This window comes from Microbacterium sp. LWH12-1.2 (assembly GCF_040675825.1).
Classification (GTDB): domain Bacteria; phylum Actinomycetota; class Actinomycetes; order Actinomycetales; family Microbacteriaceae; genus Microbacterium.
Genome location: NZ_JBEGIJ010000001.1, coordinates 3,360,433 through 3,384,976 on the forward strand (window position 1 = coordinate 3,360,433; position 24,544 = coordinate 3,384,976).

Annotated in this window: 25 protein-coding genes; 11 read left to right on the plus strand and 14 right to left on the minus strand. The window is 67.1% G+C overall.

What is annotated here, in order from left to right; all coding sequences use genetic code 11:
• Window position 1 precedes the first annotated feature (1 nt).
• Window positions 2-994, minus strand: a complete 993-nt coding sequence (locus MRBLWH12_RS16025; RefSeq protein WP_363550682.1) for a metalloregulator ArsR/SmtB family transcription factor — start codon at window positions 992-994, stop codon at window positions 2-4.
• 233 nt (window positions 995-1,227) lie between these two features.
• Here MRBLWH12_RS16025 and MRBLWH12_RS16030 point away from each other — a divergent pair, with 233 nt between their 5' ends.
• The 3 genes from MRBLWH12_RS16030 (at window position 1,228) to MRBLWH12_RS16040 (ending at window position 2,736) form a co-directional block, all read left to right on the plus strand.
• Window positions 1,228-1,647, plus strand: a complete 420-nt coding sequence (locus MRBLWH12_RS16030) for a hypothetical protein (RefSeq protein WP_363550683.1) — start codon at window positions 1,228-1,230, stop codon at window positions 1,645-1,647.
• Between the two features lie 85 nt (window positions 1,648-1,732).
• Window positions 1,733-2,092, plus strand: coding sequence for a Cd(II)/Pb(II)-sensing metalloregulatory transcriptional regulator CmtR (cmtR, locus tag MRBLWH12_RS16035; protein WP_363550685.1), 360 nt, complete (start codon window positions 1,733-1,735; stop codon window positions 2,090-2,092).
• The gene (locus MRBLWH12_RS16040) at window positions 2,065-2,736 is read left to right on the plus strand and encodes a cation transporter (protein WP_363550687.1); all 672 of its coding nucleotides are present in this window, start codon (window positions 2,065-2,067) and stop codon (window positions 2,734-2,736) included. The genes cmtR and MRBLWH12_RS16040 overlap by 28 nt, the downstream gene beginning before the upstream one ends.
• A 50-nt stretch (window positions 2,737-2,786) precedes the next feature.
• Here the strand turns inward: MRBLWH12_RS16040 and MRBLWH12_RS16045 are convergent, their stop codons facing one another.
• The gene (locus MRBLWH12_RS16045) at window positions 2,787-4,091 is read right to left on the minus strand and encodes an FAD-dependent oxidoreductase (protein ID WP_363550688.1); all 1,305 of its coding nucleotides are present in this window, start codon (window positions 4,089-4,091) and stop codon (window positions 2,787-2,789) included.
• 83 nt (window positions 4,092-4,174) lie between these two features.
• On the opposite strand from MRBLWH12_RS16045, the gene MRBLWH12_RS16050 reads away from it, so the two are divergent.
• Complete coding sequence (locus MRBLWH12_RS16050; RefSeq protein WP_341976254.1) at window positions 4,175-4,516, plus strand: ArsR/SmtB family transcription factor; 342 nt, start codon at window positions 4,175-4,177, stop codon at window positions 4,514-4,516.
• Window positions 4,517-4,518: 2 nt separating this feature from the next.
• Here the strand turns inward: MRBLWH12_RS16050 and MRBLWH12_RS16055 are convergent, their stop codons facing one another.
• The 9 genes from MRBLWH12_RS16055 to MRBLWH12_RS16095 form a co-directional block, all read right to left on the minus strand.
• A complete protein-coding gene (locus MRBLWH12_RS16055; protein WP_363550690.1) occupies window positions 4,519-5,217 on the minus strand; it encodes a potassium channel family protein in 699 nt (232 codons plus the stop codon).
• A gap of 43 nt (window positions 5,218-5,260) precedes the next feature.
• Complete coding sequence (locus tag MRBLWH12_RS16060) at window positions 5,261-6,625, minus strand: TrkH family potassium uptake protein (protein ID WP_363550691.1); 1,365 nt, start codon at window positions 6,623-6,625, stop codon at window positions 5,261-5,263.
• Between the two features lie 58 nt (window positions 6,626-6,683).
• Entirely contained in the window at window positions 6,684-8,195 is a 1,512-nt protein-coding gene (locus MRBLWH12_RS16065; RefSeq protein WP_363550693.1) for a SulP family inorganic anion transporter, read from the minus strand.
• Between the two features lie 220 nt (window positions 8,196-8,415).
• Window positions 8,416-9,216, minus strand: a complete 801-nt coding sequence (locus MRBLWH12_RS16070) for an ABC transporter permease subunit (RefSeq protein ID WP_363550694.1) — start codon at window positions 9,214-9,216, stop codon at window positions 8,416-8,418.
• Window positions 9,209-10,147 (minus strand): ABC transporter ATP-binding protein, encoded by a 939-nt coding sequence (locus MRBLWH12_RS16075; RefSeq protein WP_363550696.1) that lies wholly within the window; start codon window positions 10,145-10,147, stop codon window positions 9,209-9,211. The genes MRBLWH12_RS16070 and MRBLWH12_RS16075 overlap by 8 nt, the downstream gene beginning before the upstream one ends.
• A gap of 50 nt (window positions 10,148-10,197) precedes the next feature.
• Window positions 10,198-10,887 (minus strand): TetR family transcriptional regulator, encoded by a 690-nt coding sequence (locus MRBLWH12_RS16080; protein ID WP_363550698.1) that lies wholly within the window; start codon window positions 10,885-10,887, stop codon window positions 10,198-10,200.
• A 48-nt stretch (window positions 10,888-10,935) separates the two neighbouring features.
• The gene (locus MRBLWH12_RS16085; RefSeq protein WP_363550699.1) at window positions 10,936-12,402 is read right to left on the minus strand and encodes an alanine/glycine:cation symporter family protein; all 1,467 of its coding nucleotides are present in this window, start codon (window positions 12,400-12,402) and stop codon (window positions 10,936-10,938) included.
• A 49-nt stretch (window positions 12,403-12,451) separates the two neighbouring features.
• Window positions 12,452-13,462 (minus strand): LacI family DNA-binding transcriptional regulator, encoded by a 1,011-nt coding sequence (locus MRBLWH12_RS16090; protein ID WP_363550701.1) that lies wholly within the window; start codon window positions 13,460-13,462, stop codon window positions 12,452-12,454.
• Between the two features lie 9 nt (window positions 13,463-13,471).
• On the minus strand, window positions 13,472-15,133 hold the full coding sequence (locus tag MRBLWH12_RS16095) for a glycoside hydrolase family 13 protein (RefSeq protein WP_363550703.1): 1,662 nt from the start codon (window positions 15,131-15,133) through the stop codon (window positions 13,472-13,474).
• Between the two features lie 160 nt (window positions 15,134-15,293).
• Here MRBLWH12_RS16095 and MRBLWH12_RS16100 point away from each other — a divergent pair, with 160 nt between their 5' ends.
• Window positions 15,294-15,722, plus strand: coding sequence for a DUF1761 domain-containing protein (locus MRBLWH12_RS16100; protein ID WP_363550705.1), 429 nt, complete (start codon window positions 15,294-15,296; stop codon window positions 15,720-15,722).
• A 203-nt stretch (window positions 15,723-15,925) separates the two neighbouring features.
• Here the strand turns inward: MRBLWH12_RS16100 and purQ are convergent, their stop codons facing one another.
• From purQ to MRBLWH12_RS16115, 3 genes are all read right to left on the minus strand, one after another.
• The gene (gene purQ / locus MRBLWH12_RS16105) at window positions 15,926-16,633 is read right to left on the minus strand and encodes a phosphoribosylformylglycinamidine synthase subunit PurQ (protein WP_363550707.1); all 708 of its coding nucleotides are present in this window, start codon (window positions 16,631-16,633) and stop codon (window positions 15,926-15,928) included.
• Window positions 16,630-16,878, minus strand: a complete 249-nt coding sequence (purS, locus tag MRBLWH12_RS16110; RefSeq protein WP_341976245.1) for a phosphoribosylformylglycinamidine synthase subunit PurS — start codon at window positions 16,876-16,878, stop codon at window positions 16,630-16,632. The genes purQ and purS overlap by 4 nt, the downstream gene beginning before the upstream one ends.
• A 72-nt stretch (window positions 16,879-16,950) precedes the next feature.
• On the minus strand, window positions 16,951-17,481 hold the full coding sequence (locus tag MRBLWH12_RS16115; protein WP_363550709.1) for an adenine phosphoribosyltransferase: 531 nt from the start codon (window positions 17,479-17,481) through the stop codon (window positions 16,951-16,953).
• Between the two features lie 181 nt (window positions 17,482-17,662).
• Between MRBLWH12_RS16115 and MRBLWH12_RS16120 the strand changes: the two genes are divergently transcribed.
• The 6 genes from MRBLWH12_RS16120 to MRBLWH12_RS16145 all read left to right on the plus strand — a co-directional run bounded on the left by MRBLWH12_RS16120 (window position 17,663) and on the right by MRBLWH12_RS16145 (window position 24,541).
• Window positions 17,663-18,940 carry an ABC transporter substrate-binding protein gene (locus tag MRBLWH12_RS16120; protein WP_363550711.1) on the plus strand — a complete coding sequence of 426 codons (1,278 nt, stop codon included), beginning with the start codon at window positions 17,663-17,665 and terminating at the stop codon, window positions 18,938-18,940.
• A gap of 136 nt (window positions 18,941-19,076) precedes the next feature.
• Window positions 19,077-20,072 carry a carbohydrate ABC transporter permease gene (locus MRBLWH12_RS16125; RefSeq protein WP_363550713.1) on the plus strand — a complete coding sequence of 332 codons (996 nt, stop codon included), beginning with the start codon at window positions 19,077-19,079 and terminating at the stop codon, window positions 20,070-20,072.
• Window positions 20,069-21,001 (plus strand): carbohydrate ABC transporter permease, encoded by a 933-nt coding sequence (locus MRBLWH12_RS16130; protein ID WP_363550714.1) that lies wholly within the window; start codon window positions 20,069-20,071, stop codon window positions 20,999-21,001. The genes MRBLWH12_RS16125 and MRBLWH12_RS16130 overlap by 4 nt, the downstream gene beginning before the upstream one ends.
• On the plus strand, window positions 20,998-22,419 hold the full coding sequence (locus MRBLWH12_RS16135) for a GH1 family beta-glucosidase (RefSeq protein ID WP_363550716.1): 1,422 nt from the start codon (window positions 20,998-21,000) through the stop codon (window positions 22,417-22,419). Before MRBLWH12_RS16130 ends, MRBLWH12_RS16135 begins: the two co-directional genes overlap by 4 nt.
• A gap of 73 nt (window positions 22,420-22,492) precedes the next feature.
• Window positions 22,493-23,491, plus strand: coding sequence for a LacI family DNA-binding transcriptional regulator (locus MRBLWH12_RS16140; protein WP_341976238.1), 999 nt, complete (start codon window positions 22,493-22,495; stop codon window positions 23,489-23,491).
• A gap of 390 nt (window positions 23,492-23,881) precedes the next feature.
• The gene (locus tag MRBLWH12_RS16145) at window positions 23,882-24,541 is read left to right on the plus strand and encodes a TetR/AcrR family transcriptional regulator (RefSeq protein WP_363550717.1); all 660 of its coding nucleotides are present in this window, start codon (window positions 23,882-23,884) and stop codon (window positions 24,539-24,541) included.
• The last annotated feature ends 3 nt before the right edge of the window (window positions 24,542-24,544 follow it).

Below are 24,544 nucleotides of genomic sequence, written 5' to 3' on the forward strand. Positions count from 1 at the left end.
GTCAGTTGAGAACGTCGTCGACGAGGATGCGGACGCGGGCGGCGATGTCGTCACGGATGGCTTCGACGCCCTCCACAGAGGCGAGGGCCGGGTCACCCACGGCCCAGTCCTCGTAGCGGACGCCGGGGATGATGGGGCAGACGTCGCCGCATCCCATCGTGACGACGACGTCGGCTGCGCGGACGGCGTCGTCGGTGAGCGGCTTCGGGAAGCGCTCGGATGCCGCGTCCCCCTCGATCTCCGCAAGGAGCGACCGCACGTGCGGGTGGATGACGTCGGCCGGGCTGGACCCGGCCGAGCGGGCGACGACCTTGCCGCCGGCGATCTGATTCACAAGGGCCGCGGCGAGCTGCGACCGGCCGGCGTTGGCGACGCAGACGAACAGTACCTGAGGCACGCCCGCGTCGCGGTCGCGGGTGAGGTCGCTCAGGCGCTGACGGGCGAAGCGCTCGGTGAGGGGGATCAGCGCCGAGCTGACCCGCGCCGTGCGGGCGAGGCCGGTGTACGACTCGCGCACGATCGCGAACACGACCCCCGCGTCGAGTTGCGGCACCTCAGCGGCGAGCTCGCCGGCGAGGCGTGTGACGCGCGCGTCGAAGTCCGGCCGCAGCCCATCGTCCACTGAGTCGTTGCGCCATGGAGCGGCGACCGTGGCGGGCGCGAACGAGTCCAGGAGCGCGGTGACGGCACGGCGGCGGTCCGGATTGATGCGGTACCAGACCCAGGTGCCGCGCCGCTCGGAAGTCAGGACGCCGACGTCCTTGAGGACCTTGAGGTGATGCGAGACGGTCGGCTGGGCGACCTCTGCGAGCTCTGCCAGGTCGCAGACGCAGGACTCGCCCCGCGGGTCGGAGGCGATGGCCGACAGCATCCGCAGTCGCAACGGATCGGCGAGCGCCTTGAGCGTCGTGGCGACGGATGCTGCGGCATCCTGCCCGATCGCATGGGTGGCGACGGGACTGCAGAAGTCTGCAGCCATGGATGTCGCGTTCATGACGGGGTCCTTTCACCAGTGAACGGGGCGGTGGTGAGCGCCAGAAGATGAGCAGCGTGAATCGATATGTATCTATATTGACGGATATCAATTCAAGCCGCAAGCTGCCCTGGAAGAGTTCACTTGCTGGTCATCTGGCGGCTCGAAGCCGGGTTTCGTCCTGCTCCCGCGCTCGCCTCGCACGGGAGGCCGATACTCTCCTCTCTATATGAGCGACAGCCGCGGTGGTTGGAATGCTCTCATCAGACAGGAAGACCATGGACGCGCTGGACGTTCTCGGCAGTATCGCCGACATCATCGCGTGGATCGGGCTCGGCATCGGGATCCCGCTGCTCCTGGTTGTCGCCATCGGCAGGGCTCACGACGGCCGGTGGCATCCCATCGAGGTCGTCATCCTGGAGGAAGCCGAGCGAGCGCGCGCGCGCTGGTACACCGCCGGTGACTTCTGGGAACGTCCCCTCCGCGCATCCGAAGCCGAGCACTGGCGCGGGCGCGAAGAAGCCCCGGCCTTCATCAGCGAGAAGCACCCGCGCGTGATGAGTTTCGAACCCCGGCGACCTGCCCTCCACGCGATCCAGGTCGTTGCGATCGCCCTTGCCAGCGCCGGGGGAGCGGGACTGGTGCTGTCGTTCGTCCTGCTCTTCGTGGCGTAAGACGGCTCCTGGCGGCAGAGACGCACTTGACCTAAGAGGATTCCGATGCAATTCAATTAGTCAGTGGTGACTGTATAGTCATTGCATGCTGACTATTGCCTCACGGCTCGACGTGATGAACCGGCTCGGCCGTGCGATGGCCGATCCGACGAGATCCCGCATCCTGATGACGCTCATTGCCGGGCCCAGCTACCCTGCGGTGCTGTCGCGCACTCTCGATCTCACCCGCTCGAACGTCTCGAACCACCTGACGTGCCTCCGCGACTGCGGCATCGTGGTCGCCGAGCCGGAGGGCCGCCAGACGCGATACGAGATCGCCGACCCGCATCTTGCTGCAGCGCTGACGGCACTCGTGGACGTGACCCTCGCGGTCGATGAGAACGCCCCCTGCATGGATGCCGCCTGCGCGGTGCCCGGATGCTGCGGAACGGATGCCGGCGCGTGACCGAGCTCACCGTGGAAAGGCGCGTCCGGCTGCACCGACGGGTCCGGTTCATCGTCGCCTTCACGATCACCTACAACGTGATCGAGGGCCTCATCGCGGTGTGGGCCGGAGTCGTCGCCTCGTCGGCGGCACTGATCGGGTTCGGCCTTGATTCGGCAGTAGAGGTGCTCTCGGCTGCCGCGATCGCGTGGCAGTTCACCCGGAAGAACCCCGAGCGCTGGGAGAAGCGCACCGTCCGCGTCGTCGGCCTCGCCTTCTTCCTCCTCGCCGCCTACGTCACGATCGACGCGGTACTGGCCCTGTTCGGACAGGAAGGTCCAACGCATACTCCGCTCGGATTGGGGATCACGGCGCTCAGCCTCATCGTCATGCCGCTGCTGGCATGGCTCGAGGTGCGTACCGGTCGCGAGCTGGACTCGAAGAGCGTTGTCGCAGATGCGAAGCAACTCATCCTGTGCGTCTATCTCTCCGGCGCCGTCTTCCTCGGTCTCCTCCTGAACAGCCTGCTCGGCTGGTGGTGGGCGGATTCGGCCGCCGCTCTCATCGTGGCGGCCCTCGCGATCCGGGAGGGCATCGAGGCGTGGCGCGGCGACGTCGAATCACCGTTCGAGGTGCTCGAAGAGCTCGAGGACGCCCACACCTGAGTACCGGAACCGGGCCGCCGACACGCGCCGCCCCGGCTCCGCGAATCACGTCAGACGGATGCTCCCACCGGCCGGCCGATCTGCAGCACCGCCGGAGCGGCGCAGCATCCGCCCGCCGCCGCCTCATCGAAGTCGCCGGAGCCGCCGCAGACCCCGGTCTCCGGAAGGGCGAGCTCGTTGCGCGCCGCCGCCTCATGATCGCCGGCGAGATGGGCGACCACACTGCGCACCTGCTCGTACCCGGTCAGGGCGAGGAAGGTCGGCGCGCGCCCGTAGGACTTCACGCCGACGATGAAGAGGCCGGGTTCGGGTTGAGCGAGCTGGCGTGCGCCCGTCGCCGACACCGAGCCGCAGGAGTGGATGTTGGGGTCGATGTCGGCTGCGATTCCGGCGACGGCGTCGAGCACCGGATCCAGATCGATGCGCAGTTCGCGCAGGATGCCGGTGTCCGGCCGGAATCCGGTGAGGGCGTAGACATGCGCGACGTCGGTGATCTCCCTGCCGTCCTCGGCGATGACCGTGAGGGCATCGGCATCCGTCTGGAGCTCGGCGACGCGGAATCCGGTCACCAGGTCGACGACACCGGATTCGATCACTTTGCGCGCGCGCGACCCCAGTGCTGCGCGTTCCGGAAGATCGTCTCCCGCACCTCCGCCGAAGACATTCGTCGCGCTGCCTCGGCGCAGCAGCCAGGTCACACGCGTTCCCGGCGAGCGGCGTGCGAGCTCGCTCAGCCGCAGGACGGCGTGCGTGGCGGAGTGCCCGGCGCCCACGACGACGATGTGCTGGCCAGCGAGAGCGGCGACATCATTCGGGATGCGATAGGAGATCCGTTCAGCGGCGCCGGCCTCGCCGAGTGCCGGGAAGCCGTCGGCGCCGGCGGGATTGGGGAGTGACCAGGTGCCGCTCGCGTCGATGACCGCTCGGGCGAGGAGCCGGGCGTCGTTGCCGTTCGCATCGACGGTGTGCACCGCGAAGGGCTGGCTCTTGCGACCGGCGTCGACGACCTTGTCTCGGCCCTGGCGGGACACGCCGGTCACCGTGGTCGCATACCGGATGCGCTCGCCGAGGGCATCCGCGAGGGGAGCGAGGTATCCGCTCACCCACTCAGCGCCGGTCGGGAAGCCTGACGCAGGCGCGCTCCATCCGGTCGGTTCGAGAAGCCGCCTTCCCGCCGTGTCGGTGAGTTCGGCCCACGCGGAGAAGAGGCGCACATGTCCCCAGTCCGAAACCGCGGCCGCAGGCCCATCCCCGCGTTCGACGACGACGACGTCGAGGCCGCGTTCGACGAGGTGCGCTGCGGCGGCGAGGCCCTGCGGGCCTGCTCCGATGACGACGACAGGAAGCTCAGACATCACATCTCCTCAAATCGAGATTCTTCAATATGACGACTGTTACGCATCTATCGAAGAATGTCAATACGTGGCAGACTGGAGGGGTGAGCCTGCCAATGACCATCGAAGCGCCGTCGTGCTGCGTGCCGCCGATCACGTCTTCGCTCACTGCGGAAGACGCCGAGCGCATCGCGCACGTCTTCAAGGCGCTGGGCGATCCGACGCGCATCCGGTTGCTCTCGCTCATCGCCGCGGCCGATGGCGGCGAGGCCTGCATCTGCGACCTCATCGATCCGGTCGGCCTGTCGCAGGGCACCGTCTCCCACCACATGAAACTGCTCGCCGACGCCGGCTTCGTCACGCGCGAGCAGCGCGGCAAGTGGGCGTATTTCGCGCTCACCGAGGGCGCGCTGGATGCCGCCGCCGACGCGCTCCGCTCCGTCTGACCTCAGCGCAGCTGCGCGAACTTCTCGACGTCGATCGTCGGTCCCACCACGAGCACCGTGTCGCCGTCGCGGAGGATGGTGTCGGCCTGAGCGTTTCGCCACTCTCCGTGGGTCGATGAACGGTACGCGGCGATCGTGACGCCATGGGTGCCGCGCACCTGTCCTTCGGTGAGAGTGATGCCGTGCAGATGCTGGGGTGCGACCGTCTTCACGATCGCGTAGCCCTTGTCGATCTCGAGGTAGTCGGCCGCTGCGCCGCGCACGAGGTGCGCCACCCGGCGGCCCATGTCCTTCTCCGGATACACGACCTTGTGCACGCCGAGCTGCTCGAGCACCGCGCCGTGGCGTTCGTCAACGGCCTTCGCCCAGATCACAGGCACCTTGAGCTGCAGCAGAAGTGAAGCCGTGAGGATCGATGCGGTGATGTCGGAGCCGATGGACACCACGACCCGGTCGAACTCGCCGATCGCGAGCTGTTCCAGAACGTCGAGACGCGTCGAATCGGCGCGGACGACCTGGGTGAGTTCGCCATTCAACGCCTGGACGATGTCTTCGTCGGCGTCGATTCCGAGCACCTCGGTGCCGGATGCCATCAGCTCGAGCGCGAGCGAGGTGCCGAACCGGCCGAGGCCGATGACGGCGACCGAGTCGGCCTCGGCGATCCGCCGGGCGTCCTGGCCGAACGAGAGAAACTTGGGCACGTGAGTCCTTTCGAGGGGTGAGAAATGCTCGGCGTCGGGGCGTTCAGCCGATCGCGGGCCGCTCCTTGGGGAGTTCGTAGGCAGTCCTGCGCTCCCGGAGAGCGAGCGCCGACCCGAGGGTGAGCGGGCCGAGTCGGCCGAGGAACATGAGCAGGATGAGGATGATCTGCGCGGCCTGCGGCAGCTGTGCGGTGATTCCGGTGGACATGCCGACCGTGCCGAAGGCAGAGACGACTTCGAACAGCACCTGATCGAGGTCGAGGTCGGTCATCGCGAGGATGGCGATCACCGCTGCCATGATCGCTCCCAGTGCGACGATGACGACGGTGATGGCCTCTCGGTGCACGGCGCGAGAGAGCCGCTTGCCGAAGACGTTCACGGCGGTGCCTCCGCGCAACTCTGTCCACATGATGAAGAACAGCACCGCGAATGTCGTCACCTTGATGCCACCGGCGGTACCGGCGGGACCGCCGCCGATGAACATCAAGACGTCCGTGCCCAGCCATGTCTCGTCGTGCATCTGCGCGACGTCGACCGAGTTGAAGCCGGCCGTCCGCGCCTGCACGGCGTGGAAGAAGCCGGCGAGCACTCGAGAACCCGGTGTGAGCGTGCCCAGCGTGCCCGGGTTGTTCCACTCCATGAGCAGCACATAGGCGGTGCTGAGTGCTAGGAGGGCACCCGTCGTGGCGAGGACGATCCGCGTGTTCATCGTCCAGTGCAGCGGGCGTCGGAACTCTCGGCGCAGCTGGCGAAGCACGGGGAAACCGAGACCTCCCAGGATGATCGCGATGCAGATCGGCAGGCAGATCCAGGGGTCCGAGACGAATCCCATCAGGCTGTCGGTGTAGAGCGCGAAGCCGGCGTTGTTGAACGAGGACACGGAGTGGAAGACAGCATGCCAGGTTGCACGGCCGACGTCGTATCCGTATCCCGTGGTGAATCGGACGAAGAGCACCAGAGCCACCATCACCTCGATCGCAACAGTCGTGACGAGGATGCCGGTGGCGATCCTCTTCAGGTCTCCGGCGCCAGCGGTCTTGGTCTCGGTACTGGTGATCAAGCGCGAGCGCACCGTGAACCGGCGGGCCAACGCCAAGCCCACCAACGCGGCGAAGAGCATGATGCCGAGACCGCCGAGTTGGATCAGCGCCAGGATCACGATCTTCCCGAACGGGCTCCAGTGCACAGCTGTGTCGACCACGATCAGTCCGGTGACGCACACCGCCGATGTCGACGTGAACAGGGCTTCGATCGGTCCCGTCCAGGTGCCCGCGGCCGAGGAGGCAGGCAGCATCAGGATGACCGCCCCCACGAGGATCGCCACCCCGAACCCGACGGCGATCGTCTGAGCGGGCGCCAGGGGGCGGCTCTTCGCGAGCCGGCGGCGGACGGAAGTGTGTGAAGCCACGAGCAAGGACACTACTCCACGAAATCGGCCGCCGCGTCACACGATGCTCGCTGCGTTCTCAGTGACCTCCGCCGAGGTTGCCTGTCAGGCGCCGGTGGAGGGCCGCCGCGGTGTCGTTGAGGCCACGGATCTCGACCGTCTTGCCCCGCTGCTCGTACTTGGTGACGACGGCGTCGAGTGCGGCGACGGTCGACGCATCCCAGATGTGGGAGCCGCTCATGTCGATGATGATGCGCTCGGGGTCGTCGGTGTACTCGAACTGGGTGGTGAGGTCGTTGCTGGAGGCGAAGAACAGTTCGCCGTCGACCGCGTAGTGGGCTGTCGACTCGGTGACTGCGCGCGTCACCGTGACGAAATGGGCGACGCGCCGGGCGAACATGACCATCGCGGCGAGAACGCCGAGGATCACTCCGATCGCGAGGTTGTGGGTCCAGACGGTGGCGATCACGGTGATGAGCATGACGGCGGTCTCGCTCTTCGGCATCCGCTTCAAAGTCGCGGGGCGGATGCTGTGCCAGTCGAACGTCGCGAAGGAGACCAGGAACATCACTGCGACGAGCGCGGCCATCGGGATGATCTCGACGACGTCGCCGAGAGCGAGGATCAGTACGAGCAGGAAGACGCCGGCGAGGAAGGTCGAGATGCGCGTCCTGGCACCGGATGCCTTGACGTTGATCATCGTCTGACCGATCATCGCGCAGCCGCCCATGCCGCCGAAGGCACCCGAGAGGATGTTCGCCACGCCCTGGCCCCAGGCCTCGCGGGTCTTGCGTGAGTGCGTGTCGGTGATGTCGTCGACGAGCTTGGCGGTCATCAGGGACTCCAGCAGGCCGACGGCGGCCATCGCCAGGGCGTAGGGCGCGATGATGCCGAGCGTCTCGAGATTCAGCGGCACGTTCGGGATGAACAACTCCGGCAGGCTCTGCGGGAGCTCGCCCTGGTCACCGACGTTCGGCACGTTCCATCCGAAGACGACGACAGCAGCGGTGAGGAAGACGATGGCCACCAGCGGTGCGGGGATCACTTTCGTGATGCGTGGCATCAGGAAGAGGATGAGCAGGCCCGCGGCGACGAGCGGGTAGACGAGCCACGGCACATCGAAGAGCTGGGGGAGCTGGGCGAGGAAGATCAGGATCGCCAGCGCGTTGACGAATCCGACCATTACCGAGCGGGGAATGAAGCGCATCAGCTTCGCGACGCCGAGCAGCGCCAGCACGATCTGGATGACGCCACCGAGCAGCACGGTGGCGATGAAGTAGTCCATGCCGTACTCGCGGACGACCGGGGCGATGACCAGGGCAATCGCTCCGGTCGCGGCCGTGATCATCGCCGGGCGGCCGCCGAGGAAAGCGATCGCGACGGCCATGATGAACGAGGAGAACAGGCCGAGCCGAGGGTCGACACCGGCGATGATCGAGAAAGCGATCGCCTCCGGGATGAGCGCGAGCGCGACGACCAGGCCGGCCAGCACCTCACGGGTCAGCAGGCGCGGGCTCCGCAGCGCCTGCATGACCGTCGGCTCGATTCGGTAACGGGACGCGCCGTCGCGCGTCGGACTGACGGCAGTCATGAACCCTCCTGGGGGTGCGGCTCGCGGCGAGCGATCGTCGGAGTGCGCGCTGCTGCGCAGGCGTCGGTCGGCCGACGCAGAAGAATCGGGTGTCGAGCGCCGAGAAAAGCACTCGACACCGACTCTAACGTGAGGCCGAGCGCTGCAGCGGAGGCGTCAAGAATCTGCGTACTCAGGCGTCCGCAGCCCCACTTTTTGGCGCCTCAGACGCCGCGAACGGTCACCCCACGACGTCGCGCCGCCGCAAGGCCCAGGCGCTGCCCGCGATGAGCACGGCCGTCGTGATCCACAGTGCTGCGCATCCGGCGGGATCCAGTCCGTCGACGAGCGGCGGTTGGTGGAAGGCCCAGGAGTACGGCGAGAGGATGCGCAGCCATTCCGCATCCGCGGTCTGATTCGCGATCGCGTTGAACGCGTATCCGAGCACGGCGATCCCGGCGCCCGCGGCGACCCCGCGGCTGCGACGACCGGTCAACGCACCGATGAACAGGGCGATGGCGCCGGACAGCATCGTGACACCGACGAACACGACGGTCGCGTCGACGATGCGCCCCGGCTCGATGCCGAGTGACGCGGAATCGTTCAGGGCGAGAACGACGATCGCGGCGAAGAGGCCGAGCCAGATCACTCTGATCAGAATCGCCGCAGCGGCCTGCAGCGCATACGCCGCCCTGCTGACGCCGTGGGTGAGATCCAGCTCCAGGCGGCCGGATTCCTCCGCCCCGCCGATAGCCTCGCCTCCCCAGCTGACGGCGGCGATCGTCACCAGCAGGAATCCGATGAGCCCGTAGAACGTGCCCTGCGCATATCCGGCGCCGGTGCCGATCTGGTCGTAGCCGAGAGCGTTCACCAATTCGGGGGGCATGCTGTCGATGATCTGCTGCATCTGCCCGTTGCCGCCGATGCTCGGGAACAGCGGCAGGTACATGAAAAGGACTCCGGCGATGCCGATGGTCCACCCCAGCAGGCCACGCCATGATTCGCGCAGCGCCCGCCGGAAGACAGGCAGCGGCTTACGCATGGTCGCCTCCCTCTGTCGTCGAGCCCGGACTGCCGTAGAGCCGCAGGACGGACTCCTCGAGATCCGGTTCCTCGACCGCGAGGTCGACGAGGTGATGACGGGCGATCGCCTTGATGAACGGATCGATGTCGCCGTCGACGGTGGCGGAGAGCCGCACCGATCCATCCCCGCTCGTGATCTCCAGATCGGCGATGTGCGGGATGCGCGTGAGTGCGACGCGCAGCACCTCAGGGTCGGTCTCACTGAACCCGGCTCGCACCCGGCGGATGGCGCCGAGGCGAAGGGATGCGACGTCGCCCTCGGCGACGATGCGACCCGCGCTCAGCACGGCCACGGCATCAGCCGTCTGCTGAATCTCGCTGAGCACGTGCGAGCTCAGCAGCACCGTCTGGCCTCGTCCGCGCGCCTCACGCACGAGTTGGAGGAACTCCCGCTGCACCAGCGGGTCCAGCCCGCTCGTCGGCTCATCGAGCACCAGCAGCTCAGGCTCGTGCATGAACGCCTGCACGATCCCGAGCTTCTGCTTGTTGCCCTTCGACAGGGTGTGGACGGGGCGCGTCAGATCAAGCCCGAGCCTGGAGGAGAGCTGGTCGATGGCGCCGGAGCGCACCGGCCCGGACACCTCGGCATAGAAATCCAGCATCCGCCGGCCGGTCGTCCGGCCCTCCAGTCGGAGCTCTCCGGGGATGAAGCCGATGCGACGGCGGAGCGACGGGCCGGCGGTGCGGGGATCCTCGCCGAGCACGCGGATGGCGCCGGAGGTCGGGCGGATGATGTCCAGGATCATCCGCAGGGTGGTGGTCTTGCCGGCGCCGTTCGGGCCGATCAAGCCGAAGACCGATCCTGGCTCGATGGAGAGGTTCAGGCCGTCGACCGCCGTGTGGCGGCCGTATTTCTTGTGCAGGTCGGAGAGGTCGATGGCAGGGTTCATTGTCCCTGCTCCTTTCAGGTGGAGACGATCAGGGTCACGGAGAGCACGCCTCACCGAGGCGGATCGGGATCCTGATTCGGGTCGTTCTCACCCTTGTCCGAGCGGGGGCCGGTTTTGCGGTTCAGCGCCTCATGGGCGGCCACGAGCAGCCGGTCATCCGTATAGAGCCCGTGCGTGAAGATCTCGAGCACGGGGAGAGTGGACCGTTCGAGCAGCTGCGTCGTCAGCCTGTCCTCGCCGAGGCTCCGCGCCAAGTGGCGCTGCAGGAGCACAGGGCCGAGTCCGTAGAGCGTCATGTACGCGGCCGTGGCATCGAGATCAGGTTGCGGGCGCATGATCCCCACCTCGATCTGACGCTCGAGCATCTCGCGAGTCCCCGCGAGAAACGCGTCGAACAGGCGATCGGATGCCGCAGAGGAGTCCACGAGCATCCGGGCCATGTACTCCAGCAGGGGCGTGTACTTCTCCGGGGTGTCGAGAGCGGCGCGCATCATGTCGGCCGCGGCTGTCCCGGTGATCCCGTCCCTGTCGTCTATGAATGACCCGACCACGAAGGCGTCGCACGCGTCACGCAGGCCGTCCTTGCTGCCGAAGTGGTGCAGGATCAGCGCAGCGCTCACATCGGCCTCGGTCGCGATCTGGCGCAGTGTCGTGCCGCCGAACCCGCGTCGAGCGAAGCATCCGATCGCCGCGTCGCGGATACGCGCGCGTGTCGTTAGATCGTCCGGTGCTGAACGCATGTTCAGGAGTATAAACAGTTGTTCAGCCCGGCGGAAGGGGCTCCGGTGTCAGGGCCGGCGCGCGCTCCCGGAGACCGGAATCGGCCCGGTGACGCTGAGCTCGTCCTCCCAGCACTCGATGCCGGTCACCTCCGGCAGCCGAGCCCGCGTGAACACCGGATCGAGTCCCGCACGGCGCTGATCGGAGTAATCCTTCAGGAGCTTGAACGCGATGCCGGACAGTAGAGCGATGGCGATGAGGTTGATGATCGCCATGACCCCCATGATCCCGTCGGCCGTGTTCCAGATGAGGTCGGCCGAGGCGATCGACCCGAGGAACACGACGGCGACGACGACTACCCGGAACGCGGTGAGCACCGCGGGCTTGGAGTTGATGAACTCGATGTTGGACTCGCCGTAGTAGTAGTTGCCGAGGATCGAGCTGAAGGCGAGCAGGAAGATGATGATGCTCAGCAGGATGTTCGACCACGATCCGAGCGAACTCACCAGGGCGTTCTGCGTCAGCACGATGCCGCGCTCGGCATTCGCCAGATCAGGCGTCGCGATGAGCACGATGAACGCCGTGATCGAGCACACCAGGAACGTGTCGAAGTACACGCCGAGCGTCTGAACCAGGCCCTGCTTGACCGGGTGGGTGACGGCCGCGGTGGCGCCCGCGTTCGGCGCCGATCCGAGACCGGCCTCGTTGGAGAACATGCCGCGCTGCGCGCCGACCATGATGATCGCCCCGATCGTGCCGCCGACGACCTCCTGTGTGCCCCAGGCCTGCGTGTAGATCGAGAGGAACACCTCAGGGAGCCGCTCGATGTGGATGCCGACGATGACGAGGCCGAGGATCAGGTACAGCAGGGCCATCAGCGGGACGACCGCCTGTGAGACCGAGGCGATGCGGCGGACGCCGCCGAAGATCACGAGCGACGTGAGAACAGCGAGGACACCGCCGACCAGCCACGGAATCCAGCCGACCTCGCCGCCGAAGCTCCCGGAGACGGTGGCACTGATCGTGTTCGCCTGCAAAGAGTTGAACGCCATCGGGAAGCACAGGATGAGCACAATGGCGAACGTGATGCCCATCCACCGCGCCTTCAGGCCGTTCTGCATGTAATAGGCGGGTCCGCCGCGGAAGCCGTCCTTGTCGCGCACCTTGAACGTCTGTCCGAGCGTCGACTCGATGAAGCTCGACGCTCCGCCGATGAAGGCCATCGTCCACATCCAGAACACGGCCCCGGGGCCGCCGATCGCGATCGCGGTACCGACGCCGGCGATGTTGCCGACACCGACGCGGGATGCCGCGGAGATCGTGAACGCCTGGAATGCCGACACCGATTGCGGCTTGCCGTCGTTGCCCAACGGAGTCTTGTTCGTGAGCGTGCGGAACATCTCGGGGATCATCCGGAACTGCACGACGCCGGAGCGGACGGTGAAGTACAGCCCGAGCACGACGAGGATCGGAAGAACGATCCAGGTCCACAGCTGTCCGCCGAGCGAGGTCACAAGGTCGTTGATAGCGTCCATCGCCCCAGTATGCCGGTTGCGTGGACGGTGTCCATCTTTTGTTCGGGGCTCAGACGCGGGAAGTGGTTCCTCGAACGATGAGCTCGAACGGGAGATCGGCGTGCTTCCTCGCCGGAGCGGCGGTGCCGTCCTCGAGCTTGGCGAGGACGGCGTCCGCGGCCCGCTCGCCCTGCCCGAGGGGGAACTGATCGACCGTCGTGAGCTGGAAGAACTCCCCGAGCTCGTGGCCGTCGATGCCGACGATCGAGAGGTCCTCCGGCACCCGGAAGCCCAGGTCCCGTGCGGCGAGGATCGCGCCGATCGCCATCTCGTCGGATGCTGCGAACACCGCCGTCGGCCGGGGGCCGGGGCGGCCGAGCAGTTGCTTGGCCGCTCGATAGCCACCGCCGACGGTGAAGTCGGCCGGCTCCAGGAAGGCCGGATTCAACGGGATGCCGGCCGCCGCCAACCCCTTCTCGAATCCGAGGCGCCGGTTCGTCGGGATGTGGAAGTCGAGGTCGAACTCCGGGTTCGCGCCGATGTGCGCGATGTCGCGGTGGCCGAGCCCGATCAGATGCTCGGTGGCGAGTTGCGCCACGGCCACATCGTCGACCGTCAGGGTGTCGAGGTTCGGATTCGGACCGCCGATCGCGATGACGGGGAGTCCGAGGTCGATCAGTTGACGTGTCTCGTTCTCGTCGAGCTCGATCGACACCGCGATGACGGCATCCACCCGCTGACGCCGCAGGAAGGTGTCGAACACCTCGCTGCGGACGTCGCGGTCGGCGGTGATGTTGTACAGCGTGATGTCGTAGCCCTGACGCATCAGAGCGCTGGAAACCCCCGACAGTACCGCGCTGAAGAACCATCGATCCAGGAACGGGACGACGACGCCGATGTTCTTCGTGCGCCCGGAGGCCAGGCTCGATGCCCGTGATGAGACGACGTAGCCGAGCTGGTGAGCCGCCGCGCGCACTCGTTCCCGAGATGATTCGGAGACGTGCCCGCGTCCGCTGAGGGCGCGCGACACCGTCGCCGTGGAGACTCCGGCCAGTCGCGCGACCTCATCGATGCTCGCCATGACAGGCGTTCAGCCCTTGGTGTACCAGGCGGCGGTGTCGACGGGCAGCGCCGTGCCATCGAACGGCTGGCTCTGCAGCACGAACGTGACATCCTCGCCGAGCTCGAGCGGTTCGGTGCCCAGGTTCGCCGCGACGTGGATGTCGCCACGGCGGAAGGCCACAGCATCCGCTCCGGCGTCCTCCCAGACCAGCGAGCCGCTGCCGAGGCCGCGCGCGCGGCGCTCGGCCAGCAGCTCCTTGTACAGGGACAGGGTCGAGGTGGGGTCCGCGCTCTCGGTGTCGCGCGCGTACTGCGTCCACTCGGCCGGCTGCGGGAGCCAGGAGTCTCCGGTGTCGTTGAAGCCGAAGGCCGGAGCATCCGCCTCCCACGGCAGCGGAACGCGGCAGCCGTCGCGGCCGTAGCGCTCACCGTTCGTGCGGAACCAGGTCGGGTCCTGACGGAACTCGTCGGGGATCTCCATCGCCTCGGGCAGGCCGAGCTCTTCACCCTGATACAGGTACGACGAGCCGGGGAGGGCGAGCATCAGCGTGGTCGCCGCGCGGGCGCGGGCCAGCCCGATGGCGGTGTCCGGCTTGTCGGGAGTCTCCGGTCCGATGCCCTCGCCCTGCGGGTTCTCTGCCGTCAGGGCAAGACGCGAGGCGTGCCGCACGACATCGTGATTCGAGAGCACCCAGGTGCTGGGCGCGCCGACCTTGCCGAACTCGTCCAGCGATTCGCGGATCACCGCGCCGAGAGCCTCAGCGTCCCAGGCAGTCATCAGATACGGGAAGTTGAACGTCTGGTGCATCTCATCCGGTCGCACCCAGAGCGCCGTCTTCTTCAGAGTCGGCAGCCAGGCCTCGCCGCACAGGGCGCGATCGCCGTCGTACTCCGCGAGCAGCTGGTGCCAGTCGCGGTAGATGTCGTGCACCTCGTCCTGGCCCCAGTAGGGGACGTTCTCCTCGCCGCCACCCATCGAGTCGGCATCCGCGACCGGTGCGTAGTCGGGAAGACCCGCCTCCTTGACCATGCCGTGCGCGACGTCGACGCGGAAGCCGTCGACTCCGCGGTCGAGCCAGAAGCGCAGGATCGAGCGGAACTCCTCGCGGACCTCGGCGTTGGTCCAGTCGAAATCCGGCTGGCTGGGGTCGAAGATGTGCAGGTACCACTGGCCGGGAGTGCCGTCGGCCTCGATCACGCGCTCCCACATCCCGCCGCCGAACACGGATTCCCAGTTGTTCGGAGGAAGCTCGCCGTTCTTGCCGCGACCGTCGCGGAACACGTAGCGCCCGCGCTCGCGGCTGCCGGGGGCGGCCTTCAGGGCCTCCTGGAACCAGACGTGCTGATCCGAGGAGTGGTTGGGGACGAGGTCGACGATGACGCGGATGCTGCGGGCGTGCGCCTGCGCGAGCATCTCGTCGAAGTCGGCGAGCGTGCCGAAGATCGGGTCGACGTCGCGGTAGTCGGCGACGTCGTAACCCGCATCCTTCTGCGGGCTCGTCATGAACGGGCTCAGCCAGATCGCGTCGATGCCCAACTCCTGGAGGTCATCGAGGCGCGAGGTGATACCGGGAAGATCGCCGATGCCGTCGCCGGACGCGTCCGCGAAGGAGCGGGGGTAGATCTGGTAGATGACCGCGCTGCGCCACCACTCGGAACCGGGGGCTGCGATCTGCTCAAGCTGTGCCATGCGATCAGAATAGTGCAAACGCTTACAGTCTTGGTAGATGCGGGATCGAATCGGTTCGGTGAGGTTTTGCGCCTGCGTGCCTCTGCCGCGCTTGCAGGCGCAGGGCTACGCTCAGCGCAAGACGGGTCTTCCGGATCCGCCCTGACGGCGAGGAGACATCATGGTTCCTGAGATCAACTACTGGGCGGTGCTGCTGGCGACGGCGTCGAGCATGCTCGTCGGATCGATCTGGTACGCGCCGAAGGTCTTCGGCACGCGCTGGTCGAAACTGGCGAACGTCGACATGGACAAGCCGGCTGCCAGCGCGACGATGGCCATCATCACGACCGTGATCGTGAGCTTCATCACCGCATGGGTGCTCGCCGGTGCAACGGCGATCGCCTGGCACTTCTACGACGGGTCGTTCTTCGGTGCGGCCCTCATCACCGGGGTCACGCTGTGGGCCGGATTCACCGCGGCGCGTTTCATCACGCACGACGCGTTCGAAGGGCGCCCGACGGCGCTGACCACGATGAACATCGCACACGAACTCGTCACGGTCCTCGTGATGGCCGTGCTGATCGGGGTGTGGCCGCCGGCCCTCGGATAGCACCGAGCATCCGTCCCCGCCTGCTGTGCCACGTGCAGGGCCGAATCACGGATGCAGGATGAAACGCCGTTGATCGGTCCTGCATCCGTACGTTCGTCCTGCATGTGGAACGCGACGGACGGATGCCGCGGACGGACGGATGCCGCGGACGACGGATGCCGGAACGGACGGATGCCGCGACGGACGGATGCTTCCGCGACGCCTTAAGCTGCGACGCGGGCGACCGCGGCGATCGCGCTCGCGAAGAAGCCGATGCCATCGATGCCGGATCGCATCGCTGCTGCCGTGTCGGGGCCGAAGCCGGCCTCGGTCGCGTGCTCCGGATGCGGCATCAGACCGACGACGTTCCCGGCCTCGTTCGTGAGGCCGGCGATGTCGCGGAGCGAGCCGTTCGGGTTCACGCCCGCGTAGCGGAAGGCGACGAGGCCCTCGCCTTCGATGCGGTCGAGTGTCTGCTCGTCGGCGATGTAGCCGCCATCGGCGTTCTTGAGCGGGATCACGATCTCCTGGCCGGTGCGGAAGGAGTTGGTCCACGCGGTGTCGGAGTTCTCGACCGTCAGTCGCTGGTCGCGGCGCACGAAGTGCTGGTGGCCGTTGCGGATCAGGCCGCCGGGCAGCAGATGCGCCTCGACGAGCATCTGGAAGCCGTTGCAGATGCCGAGGACGGGCATGCCCTTGGCTGCGGCGTCCTTCACCTCGGCCATGATCGGCGAGAGAGCGGCGATCGCGCCGGCGCGCAGGTAGTCGCCGTAGCTGAAGCCACCGGGAAGCACGAGGGCGTCGACACCGTCGAGGTCGTGCGAACCGTGCCAGAGCGCGACGGGCTCGGCCCCCGCGATGCGGACGGCGCGCTGCGCGTCGCGGTCGTCGAGCGAGCCGGGGAAGGTGATGACACCGATGCGGACGGTCACTCGGCGACCTCGATGCCGACGACGTCTTCGATCACGGAGTTGGAGAGCACCTCGTCTGCGATGCGCTTGGCCTCGGCGAGAATCTCGTCGGTGACCTCGCCCTCGACGGTGAGTTCGAAGCGCTTTCCGATGCGGACATCGGTGAAGCCCTCGACGCCCAGGCGTGCGAACGCTCCGGAGACGGCCTTCCCCTGCGGGTCGAGCAGTTCGGGCTTGGGCATGACGTCGACGACGATGATGGGCATGAACGGCTCCAGAAGTCGCGGGAAGGCTGGCCGCCTCAGTCTACCGGCCCGCGGCATCCCCCCACGCGGCGGTCAGGAGTGGAAGACCGTGTGCACGTCGCCGATGACGTCGCGGCCGCCGAGGCCCTGGATCTCGAAGAGCACCGAGATGCCGGCGACCTGGCAGCCGAGGCGCTCGAGGATCTGGCGACCGGCCGCGAGAGTGCCGCCGGTGGCGAGCACGTCGTCGATGAGCAGAACGCGTGAACCCGCCGGCAGATCATCGTGCATCTCGATCGTCGCGGTGCCGTACTCGAGGGCATAGTCGACGGATGCCGCCGGCCGGGGCAGTTTGCCCGCCTTGCGGATCGGGATGAACCCGACTCCGGCGGCGATCGCGGCGGCTCCGGCCAGGATGAACCCGCGCGCCTCGACGCCGGCGACTACATCGAACTGGCCGGCGAACGGCTCGATGATGGCCTCGGTCGTGACGCGCAGCGCCTCGGCATCCGCCAGCAACGGCGTGATGTCGCGGAACACGATGCCCGGCTGCGGGTAGTCCGGCACAGAGCGGATCAGCGTTTCGGCGCGGACGAGGGAAGGCGACAGTTCGGCGGGAGGCACCGGGCAAGGTTACCCCGCTGAGGGTCTGCGAGCCCCGTCGATCGGCATCGCTTGACTTTCGTGGGAGCGCTCCCATACAGTGGCTGACACCTCGTGGGAGCGCTCCCACGGTATTGAAGATCAACGCCGAGCGCCCACGACCTGCACCACTGCATCCCATCCACACACAAAGGAGTGACCTGTGAATACACGCGCCCAACGGCGGATCCTCACGACGGCCGCCGTCGCCTCCATCTCTGCTCTCGCCCTCGCCGGCTGCGCATCCGGCGCGGAGGGCGGCAGCAGCGACCCGAACGCCGAGGTGACGCTGACCGTCGCCACGTTCAACGACTTCGGCTACACCGACGAGCTCCTCCAGGAGTACATGGACGAGCACCCGAACGTGAAGATCGTGCACAACCGCGCCGCGACCAGCAACGACGCACGCGAGAACTACTTCCAGAAGCTCGGCAAGACCGGTCTCGCCGACATCGAGGCCATCGAGGTCGACTGGCTCCCCGAGGTCATGAAGTACTCCGACCTGCTCGCTCCGGTCGGCGACGACCTGAAGGACCGCTGGCTGGACTGGAAGACCGAGGCGGCGACGGATGCCGAGGGCAACCTCATCGGCTACGGCACCGACATCGGCCCCGAAGGCGTCTGCTACCGCACCGACCTGTTCGCCGCAGCCGGGCTGCCGACCGACCGCGAGGAAGTCGCCGCTCTCCTCGAGGGGGACTGGGCGAAGTACTTCGAGGTCGGCCAGAAGTACACGGATGCCACGGGCAAGGCCTTCTTCGATTCGGCCGGCGGCACCTACCAGGGCATGATCAACCAGATCGAGGCCGCCTACGAGGACCCGAAGTCCGGTGACATCGTCGCCACCGAGAACGGCGAGGTCAAGGACATCTACGACCAGCTGCTCGCGGCCAGCAAGAGCCAGTCGGCGCACCTCGGCCAGTGGTCCGACGACTGGTTCGCCGGCGTCTCCAACGGCGCGTTCGCGACCATGCTCTGCCCCGGCTGGATGCTCGGTGTCATCGAGGGCAACGCGAAGGACGTCACCACCTGGGACATCGCCGACGTCTTCCCGAACGGCGGCGGCAACTGGGGCGGCTCGTACTTGACCGTCCCGTCCACCGGCAAGAACGTGGCCGCTGCCCAGGAGCTCGCAGACTGGCTGACCGCACCCGAGCAGCAGGTCAAGGCATTCGCGAACGCGGGGACCTTCCCGAGCCAGAACGACGCCCTCACCGACTCGACGCTGCTCGACAGCACCAACGAATACTTCGGCGGGGCGCCGGTCGGTCAGATCCTCTCCGAGCGCGCGAAGGCCGTGACGGTCGCGCCGTTCAAGGGCGAGTTCTACTTCCAGATCAACGACGCCATGCAGAAGGCGCTCACCCGCGTCGAGGACGGCACGCAGGATGCCACGACCAGCTGGGACCAGTGGGTCTCCGAAGTCGAGGCCATCAAGTAGCAAGCGCCCTCCGGTCGTTGAGCGAGCGGAGCGAGACGAAACGCGGCTACGCAATCACCGCGTTTCGTCTCGGTCGCTGCGCTCCCTCGCTCAACGACCGGAACCGGTCGAGCCATCGACGAACCCAAGGATCCTCATGACCGTCGCATCCGTCGCATCCGCCGCACCGCCGAGGCGAGTCGGCTTCAGTCAGCGCCGTGCGCGCTGGGATCTGAAGCTTTCGCCGTACCTCTACATCTCGCCGTTCTTCCTGCTCTTCCTCGTGGTCGGGATGTTCCCGATCGCCTATACCGCCGTCATCTCGTTCATGGACTGGGACCAGGTCCGCGGGAACGGCGAGTTCATCGGCTTCGAGCAGTACGCCTACATCCTCGGCCAGCCGAAGTTCTGGGTGGCGCTGCGCAATACATTCAGCATCTTCCTGCTCTCCAGCATCCCCCAGCTGATCGCGGCCGTCGCGATCGCCGCCGTGCTCGATCAGAACATCCGGGGGAAGACCTTCTGGCGGATGGGCGTCCTGGTGCCGTACGTGATGGCGCCCGTCGCGGTGGCCCTCATCTTCAGCAACATGTTCGGCGACAAGTACGGCATCGTGAACTCGCTGCTGGCCGACATCGGCATCGGTGCGATCCCCTGGCATTCCAACGCCTTCGCGAGTCACATCGCGATCGCGACCATGGTGAACTTCCGCTGGACCGGGTACAACACGCTCATCCTGCTCGCGGCGATGCAGGCCATCCCGCGGGACTACTACGAGGCGGCCACCGTCGACGGCGCCGGCAAGGTGCGCCAGTTCTTCGCGATCACGCTGCCGAGTTTGCGGCCGACGCTCATCTTCGTGATCATCACGTCGACGATCGGCGGCCTGCAGATCTTCGACGAGCCCCGCATGTACGACCAGTACGGCACCGGCGGCGCGAACAGCCAGTGGCTGACGATCACGCTGTACCTCTACAACATCGGCTGGGGGGAGTGGAACTTCGGCCGCGCCGCGGCGCTCGCGTGGATCCTCTTCGTCATCGTGCTGGTGATCGGCATGATCAACCTTCTCGTCACGCGGGCACTCGTCCGTGGCGATGCCGCGAACTCGGTCCGCACACCGATCAAGAAAAAGGGACGGATGCCGTCATGAGCGTGATCGACAAGACGGACGCCGTGGAAGAGACGAGTCCGCGGACTGGTCGGAGGGCCCTGGGCGGTTCGGCGGGGGGTCGCAGTCGGAGGACCCGCCATGTGAGGGGCTCGCGTCCTGGGTGGATCGTCTACGCGACGCTCGGCATCGTGCTGCTCGGCAGTGTGTTCCCCTTCTACTGGTCCTTCCTCATCGGCTCGGGCGACGCCTATACCCTCCGCGATCCGAACATGTCGTGGATCCCCGGCGGGAACTTCTGGCAGAACGCGCTGGCTGTCATGAATGATCCGGCGGTGAACTTCTGGCGTGCGCTGTGGAACTCGATCTACACGTCGGCGCTGATCGCGGCATCCGTCGTGTTCTTCTCCACGCTCGCGGGCTGGGCGTTCGCGAAACTGAAGTTCAAGGGACGCGGCTGGCTGCTGGCGTTCGTCGTCGGAACGATGGCGGTGCCGACCCAGCTCGGCGTCGTGCCGCTCTACGTGCTGTTCAGCGAACTCGGCTGGACGGGCAGCACCGGCGCGATCATCATCCCGGCGCTGACGAGCGCGTTCGGCGTCTTCTGGATGACGCAGTACCTGGGGCAGGCGGTGCCGGACGAGCTCATCGAGGCGGCGCGCATGGATGGTGCATCCTCGTTCCGCACCTTCTGGACGATCGGCGTACCGGCGGCGCGGCCCGCAGCAGCGATGCTCGGGCTCTTCACATTCGTCTCGGCCTGGAACAACTTCTTCTGGCCCTTCATCGTGCTCGATCGCCAGGACCCGACGCTCCCCGTCGCCCTCTCCCTGCTCCAGTCGAACCACTTCGTCGACTACTCGATCGTGCTCGCCGGGGTGCTGCTGTCGACCATTCCGCTGCTCCTGCTCTTCGTCGTGGCTGGCCGTCAGCTGGTCAGTGGCATCATGCAGGGCGCAGTGAAAGGATGACCTCCATGACCCGACCCTTCCCAGAGAACTTCCTCTTCGGTGCTGCGACGGCCGCGTACCAGATCGAGGGCGCGGCTTTCGAAGACGGTCGCACCGCTTCGATCTGGGATGCGTTCGCCCGTGTGCCTGGCGCGGTGATCAACGCCGACAACGGCGACGTGGCCTGCGACCACTACCACCGGTACCCGCAGGACGTCGCGCTGATGAAGGAACTGGGGCTGCAGACGTACCGCTTCTCGACCTCGTGGTCGCGGGTTCGTCCTGACGGCGGAGCCGTCAACGCGAAGGGCGTCGACTTCTACAAGCGGCTCGTCGACGAGTTGCTCGGCAAGGACATCGTGCCGTGGCTGACCCTTTACCACTGGGACATGCCGCAGGCGCTGGAGCTGCAGGGCGGCTGGACGAACCGCGACACCGTGAGCCGTTTCCTGGAGTACGCGGACACCATGCACGACGCCCTGGGCGATCGGGTGCACTACTGGACGACGCTCAACGAGCCGTGGTGCTCATCGTTCCTCTCCTACACCGCGGGCGTCCATGCCCCAGGGCGCATGGACGTCGGCGACGGGATGCTCGCCGCGCATCATCTCCTTCTGGCCCACGGCAAGACCGTGCAGGAGCTGCGTACGCGCGACCCGAAGCTCGAACTCGGCATCACCCTGAACCTCACCGTCGCGGATCCCGCTGACCCGGATGCTCCCGCCGACATCGACGCCGCCCGTCGCATCGACGGACAGTTCAACCGCTGGTTCCTCGACCCGATCTTCCGCGGGAACTACCCCGACGACGTCATCCGCGACTTCCGCAAGGTCGACAGCGACGCAGTCTCCCGTTGGGAACAGGCGGTTCTGCCTGGCGATCTCGATGCGATCTCCACTCCGCTCGACGCCCTGGGCGTGAACTACTACCACGGCGAGATGGTGGCCGGAAGTGTTCCGGAGCAGGCGGCGCCAGGCGGCGATGCGCCGACGGAGCGGAAGACGGCCTCCCCGTTCCCGTCGACCGACGGTATCCACTGGGTCGAGCGCGGGCTGCCGCGCACCGCCATGGGGTGGGAGGTGCAGCCGGAAGGGCTGACCCGTCTGCTGCGACGCGTCTCCGACGAGTACGCCGACGGCATTCCGCTGTACGTCACCGAGAACGGCGCCGCCTACGATGACGTGCGCGAAGGCGACACGGTTCCGGATGCCGAGCGCCGTACATTCCTCGTCGAGCATGTCAAGGCGATCGTCGATGCGATCGACGCCGGCATCGACGTGCGCGGCTACTTCTACTGGTCGCTGCTCGACAATTACGAGTGGGCGTGGGGCTACGAGAAGCGCTTCGGCATCGTCCGCGTCGAGTACGACACCCAGGAGCGGATCCTCAAGGACAGCGGCCGGGAGTACGCTCGAATCATCGCAGCGCGCGCCGTGTGACCACGGTCGATCAGCCTTCCGTGAATCGATCCCGGCGGGCCGGCCCGGAACGTTGCGCCACAGGAGGATGCCGATGACGAGGGCGACGATCGAAGAGGTCGCCGCGACCGCCGGAGTGTCGCGCTCCACGGTTTCGCGGGTCGTCAACGGCTCGACGGCGGTGAGCGCGGAAGCACTCACCGCGGTGCAGGATGCGATCCAGCGTCTGAACTACGTGCCGAACCGTGCGGCGCGAACCCTCGCCAGTCGGCAGACGCACGCCATCGCGCTGATCGTTCCCGAAGACACCACGCGTTTCTTCGGCGACCCGTTCTTCGCGGCCATCGTCGCCGGCATCAGCGCGCGGATGATCCGGTCGGACTACATCTTGAACCTCCTGATCGCCAGCGACGATCCAGGGGAGAAGACGACGAGCTTCGTGCGCAACGGGGGCGTCGACGGGGCGATCATCGTGTCGCACCACACCAGCGACTCCTTCGTGGACCGCATCGCCGAGTCGGTGCCGGTCGTGTTCGGCGGCCGGCCGATCACGGCGCGGCCCAACGACTACATGGTCGACGTCGACAATGTGCTGGGCGGCCGCGACGCAGCCCAGTACCTGATCGACCGCGGGCACCGTCGGATCGCCACCGTGACCGGATCACTGACGATGCCCGCAGCCGTCGACCGTCTTCATGGGTTCCGGGAGGCGCTCGCCGGGGCGGGTCTCGAGCCGGTCGCCGAGATCGACGGCGGGTTCAGTGAGGAGGGCGCTGCCGAGGCCGCGCGCCGGCTGCTGGCATCCGGGTCAGCCTTGCCCGATGCCATCTTCGTGGCCAGCGACCTGATGGCGAGGGGTGTGCTGCAGGTGCTCCGCGGCGCAGGGGTCCGGGTTCCGGATGACGTCGCCGTCATCGGCTTCGACGACTCGCAGGTCGCGGTCGCGGTGGATCCGCCGCTCACCACGATCCGTCAGCCCATGTACGCGCAGGGCGAGACGATGGCTTCGGTCCTGCTCGACGTGCTCGCGGGCCTCGAGCCCGCGCACGCGACGATCCTGTCGACCGAACTCGTGGTGCGCGCCTCGGCCTAAGTCGCTCGGTTCAGGGTTTCGCCCGGCCAGGGCCGCCCAGCCAGGGGTCGTCCGTGGCCGCATCCACGACCCTTTGGCGACCATCTGCGTCCCCGCCTGGTGGGGAGGAGGCGCCCGTGGCCGCATCCGTCGCCGAATGGCGACCATCTGCGTCTCCTCATGCGCCGCGATGCCGGGCGGGGCCTCGGGTATCCGCCGCTGAGCAACACACGGGCGCGGGCCCGCTGCTCCCCCTGAACGGGCCCGCGCTCGTGGTCTGTGCTGGCTGCGCGCGAACGGCAGCGGCAACGAGGATGCTCGATCACTTAAGTTGAATGAGCATTCAACGAGTAATCTATACGGCAGAGAGCCCGTGAGGAAAATCCGGTGGTCACGGGAGGAGGATGCCGCATGGCCCGCTCCGAGGAGCAGAACCGAATCGCCCGCGAACGCTCGCGCGAGAGCATCCTGCAGGCGGCCGTCGAGCTTTTCAGCGAACGCGGCGTCGCCGGAGCGAGCATTGCCGAGATCACCGGTCGCGCGCGCGTCGCCCAGGGTCTGGTCAATTACTATTTCGGCGGCAAGGAGCAACTCGTCGCTGCCGTGATCGACCGCTGGTTCGACATGCTCTTCGGTCTCGCCCGCGCGCAGGGCGACGCCGATGCGCGACTGGCCGGCGTGATCGATTCGGCGTTGATGGCGACAGCCTTCGCCCTACCGTTGCAGCGCGCCGTGCTCGCCATGCAGCAGCAGCCGTCGACGCACCGGCTGTTCGCCGAGGCGGAAGAGCGGCATGCTGCGGCTGTCATCGCCGCGGAGGACGCGGTTCGAGACATGTTCCGCGAGCGGGGCGCCGATGACCCCGCTGTCGAAGAGATCATGCTGCGCACGACGCTCGAGGGCATCGTCGTGAAGTACGCGGTGTACGGCGCCACATATCCGCTGGAAGCCGCGCGGCGGTGGGTCTACCGGATCTACGATCTCCCCGCCCCTGCCGAGCCGCTCCCACTGGCGCCCGGATCAGGCGACGGTGAGCACCGGCCGCGGGCGGCTGGCGCCGTCGCCGACTAGTCT

Bases quoted from the DNA above. Each gene is read 5' to 3' on its own strand.
- MRBLWH12_RS16030 (WP_363550683.1), top strand. From the start codon at position 1,228: ATGCTCTCATCAGACAGGAAGACCATGGACGCGCTGGACGTTCTCGGC.
- MRBLWH12_RS16040 (WP_363550687.1), top strand. From the start codon at position 2,065: ATGCTGCGGAACGGATGCCGGCGCGTGACCGAGCTCACCGTGGAAAGG.
- MRBLWH12_RS16130 (WP_363550714.1), top strand. From the start codon at position 20,069: ATGAGCGTGATCGACAAGACGGACGCCGTGGAAGAGACGAGTCCGCGG.
- purS (WP_341976245.1), bottom strand. From the start codon at position 16,878: ATGCCCATCATCGTCGTCGACGTCATGCCCAAGCCCGAACTGCTCGAC.
- MRBLWH12_RS16135 (WP_363550716.1), top strand. From the start codon at position 20,998: ATGACCTCCATGACCCGACCCTTCCCAGAGAACTTCCTCTTCGGTGCT.
- MRBLWH12_RS16045 (WP_363550688.1), bottom strand. From the start codon at position 4,091: ATGTCTGAGCTTCCTGTCGTCGTCATCGGAGCAGGCCCGCAGGGCCTC.
- MRBLWH12_RS16080 (WP_363550698.1), bottom strand. From the start codon at position 10,887: ATGCGTTCAGCACCGGACGATCTAACGACACGCGCGCGTATCCGCGAC.
- MRBLWH12_RS16075 (WP_363550696.1), bottom strand. From the start codon at position 10,147: ATGAACCCTGCCATCGACCTCTCCGACCTGCACAAGAAATACGGCCGC.
- MRBLWH12_RS16065 (WP_363550693.1), bottom strand. From the start codon at position 8,195: ATGACTGCCGTCAGTCCGACGCGCGACGGCGCGTCCCGTTACCGAATC.
- MRBLWH12_RS16100 (WP_363550705.1), top strand. From the start codon at position 15,294: ATGGTTCCTGAGATCAACTACTGGGCGGTGCTGCTGGCGACGGCGTCG.
- cmtR (WP_363550685.1), top strand. From the start codon at position 1,733: ATGCTGACTATTGCCTCACGGCTCGACGTGATGAACCGGCTCGGCCGT.
- MRBLWH12_RS16145 (WP_363550717.1), top strand. From the start codon at position 23,882: ATGGCCCGCTCCGAGGAGCAGAACCGAATCGCCCGCGAACGCTCGCGC.
- MRBLWH12_RS16095 (WP_363550703.1), bottom strand. From the start codon at position 15,133: ATGGCACAGCTTGAGCAGATCGCAGCCCCCGGTTCCGAGTGGTGGCGC.
- MRBLWH12_RS16025 (WP_363550682.1), bottom strand. From the start codon at position 994: ATGAACGCGACATCCATGGCTGCAGACTTCTGCAGTCCCGTCGCCACC.
- MRBLWH12_RS16090 (WP_363550701.1), bottom strand. From the start codon at position 13,462: ATGGCGAGCATCGATGAGGTCGCGCGACTGGCCGGAGTCTCCACGGCG.
- MRBLWH12_RS16125 (WP_363550713.1), top strand. From the start codon at position 19,077: ATGACCGTCGCATCCGTCGCATCCGCCGCACCGCCGAGGCGAGTCGGC.
- MRBLWH12_RS16070 (WP_363550694.1), bottom strand. From the start codon at position 9,216: ATGCGTAAGCCGCTGCCTGTCTTCCGGCGGGCGCTGCGCGAATCATGG.
- MRBLWH12_RS16140 (WP_341976238.1), top strand. From the start codon at position 22,493: ATGACGAGGGCGACGATCGAAGAGGTCGCCGCGACCGCCGGAGTGTCG.
- MRBLWH12_RS16085 (WP_363550699.1), bottom strand. From the start codon at position 12,402: ATGGACGCTATCAACGACCTTGTGACCTCGCTCGGCGGACAGCTGTGG.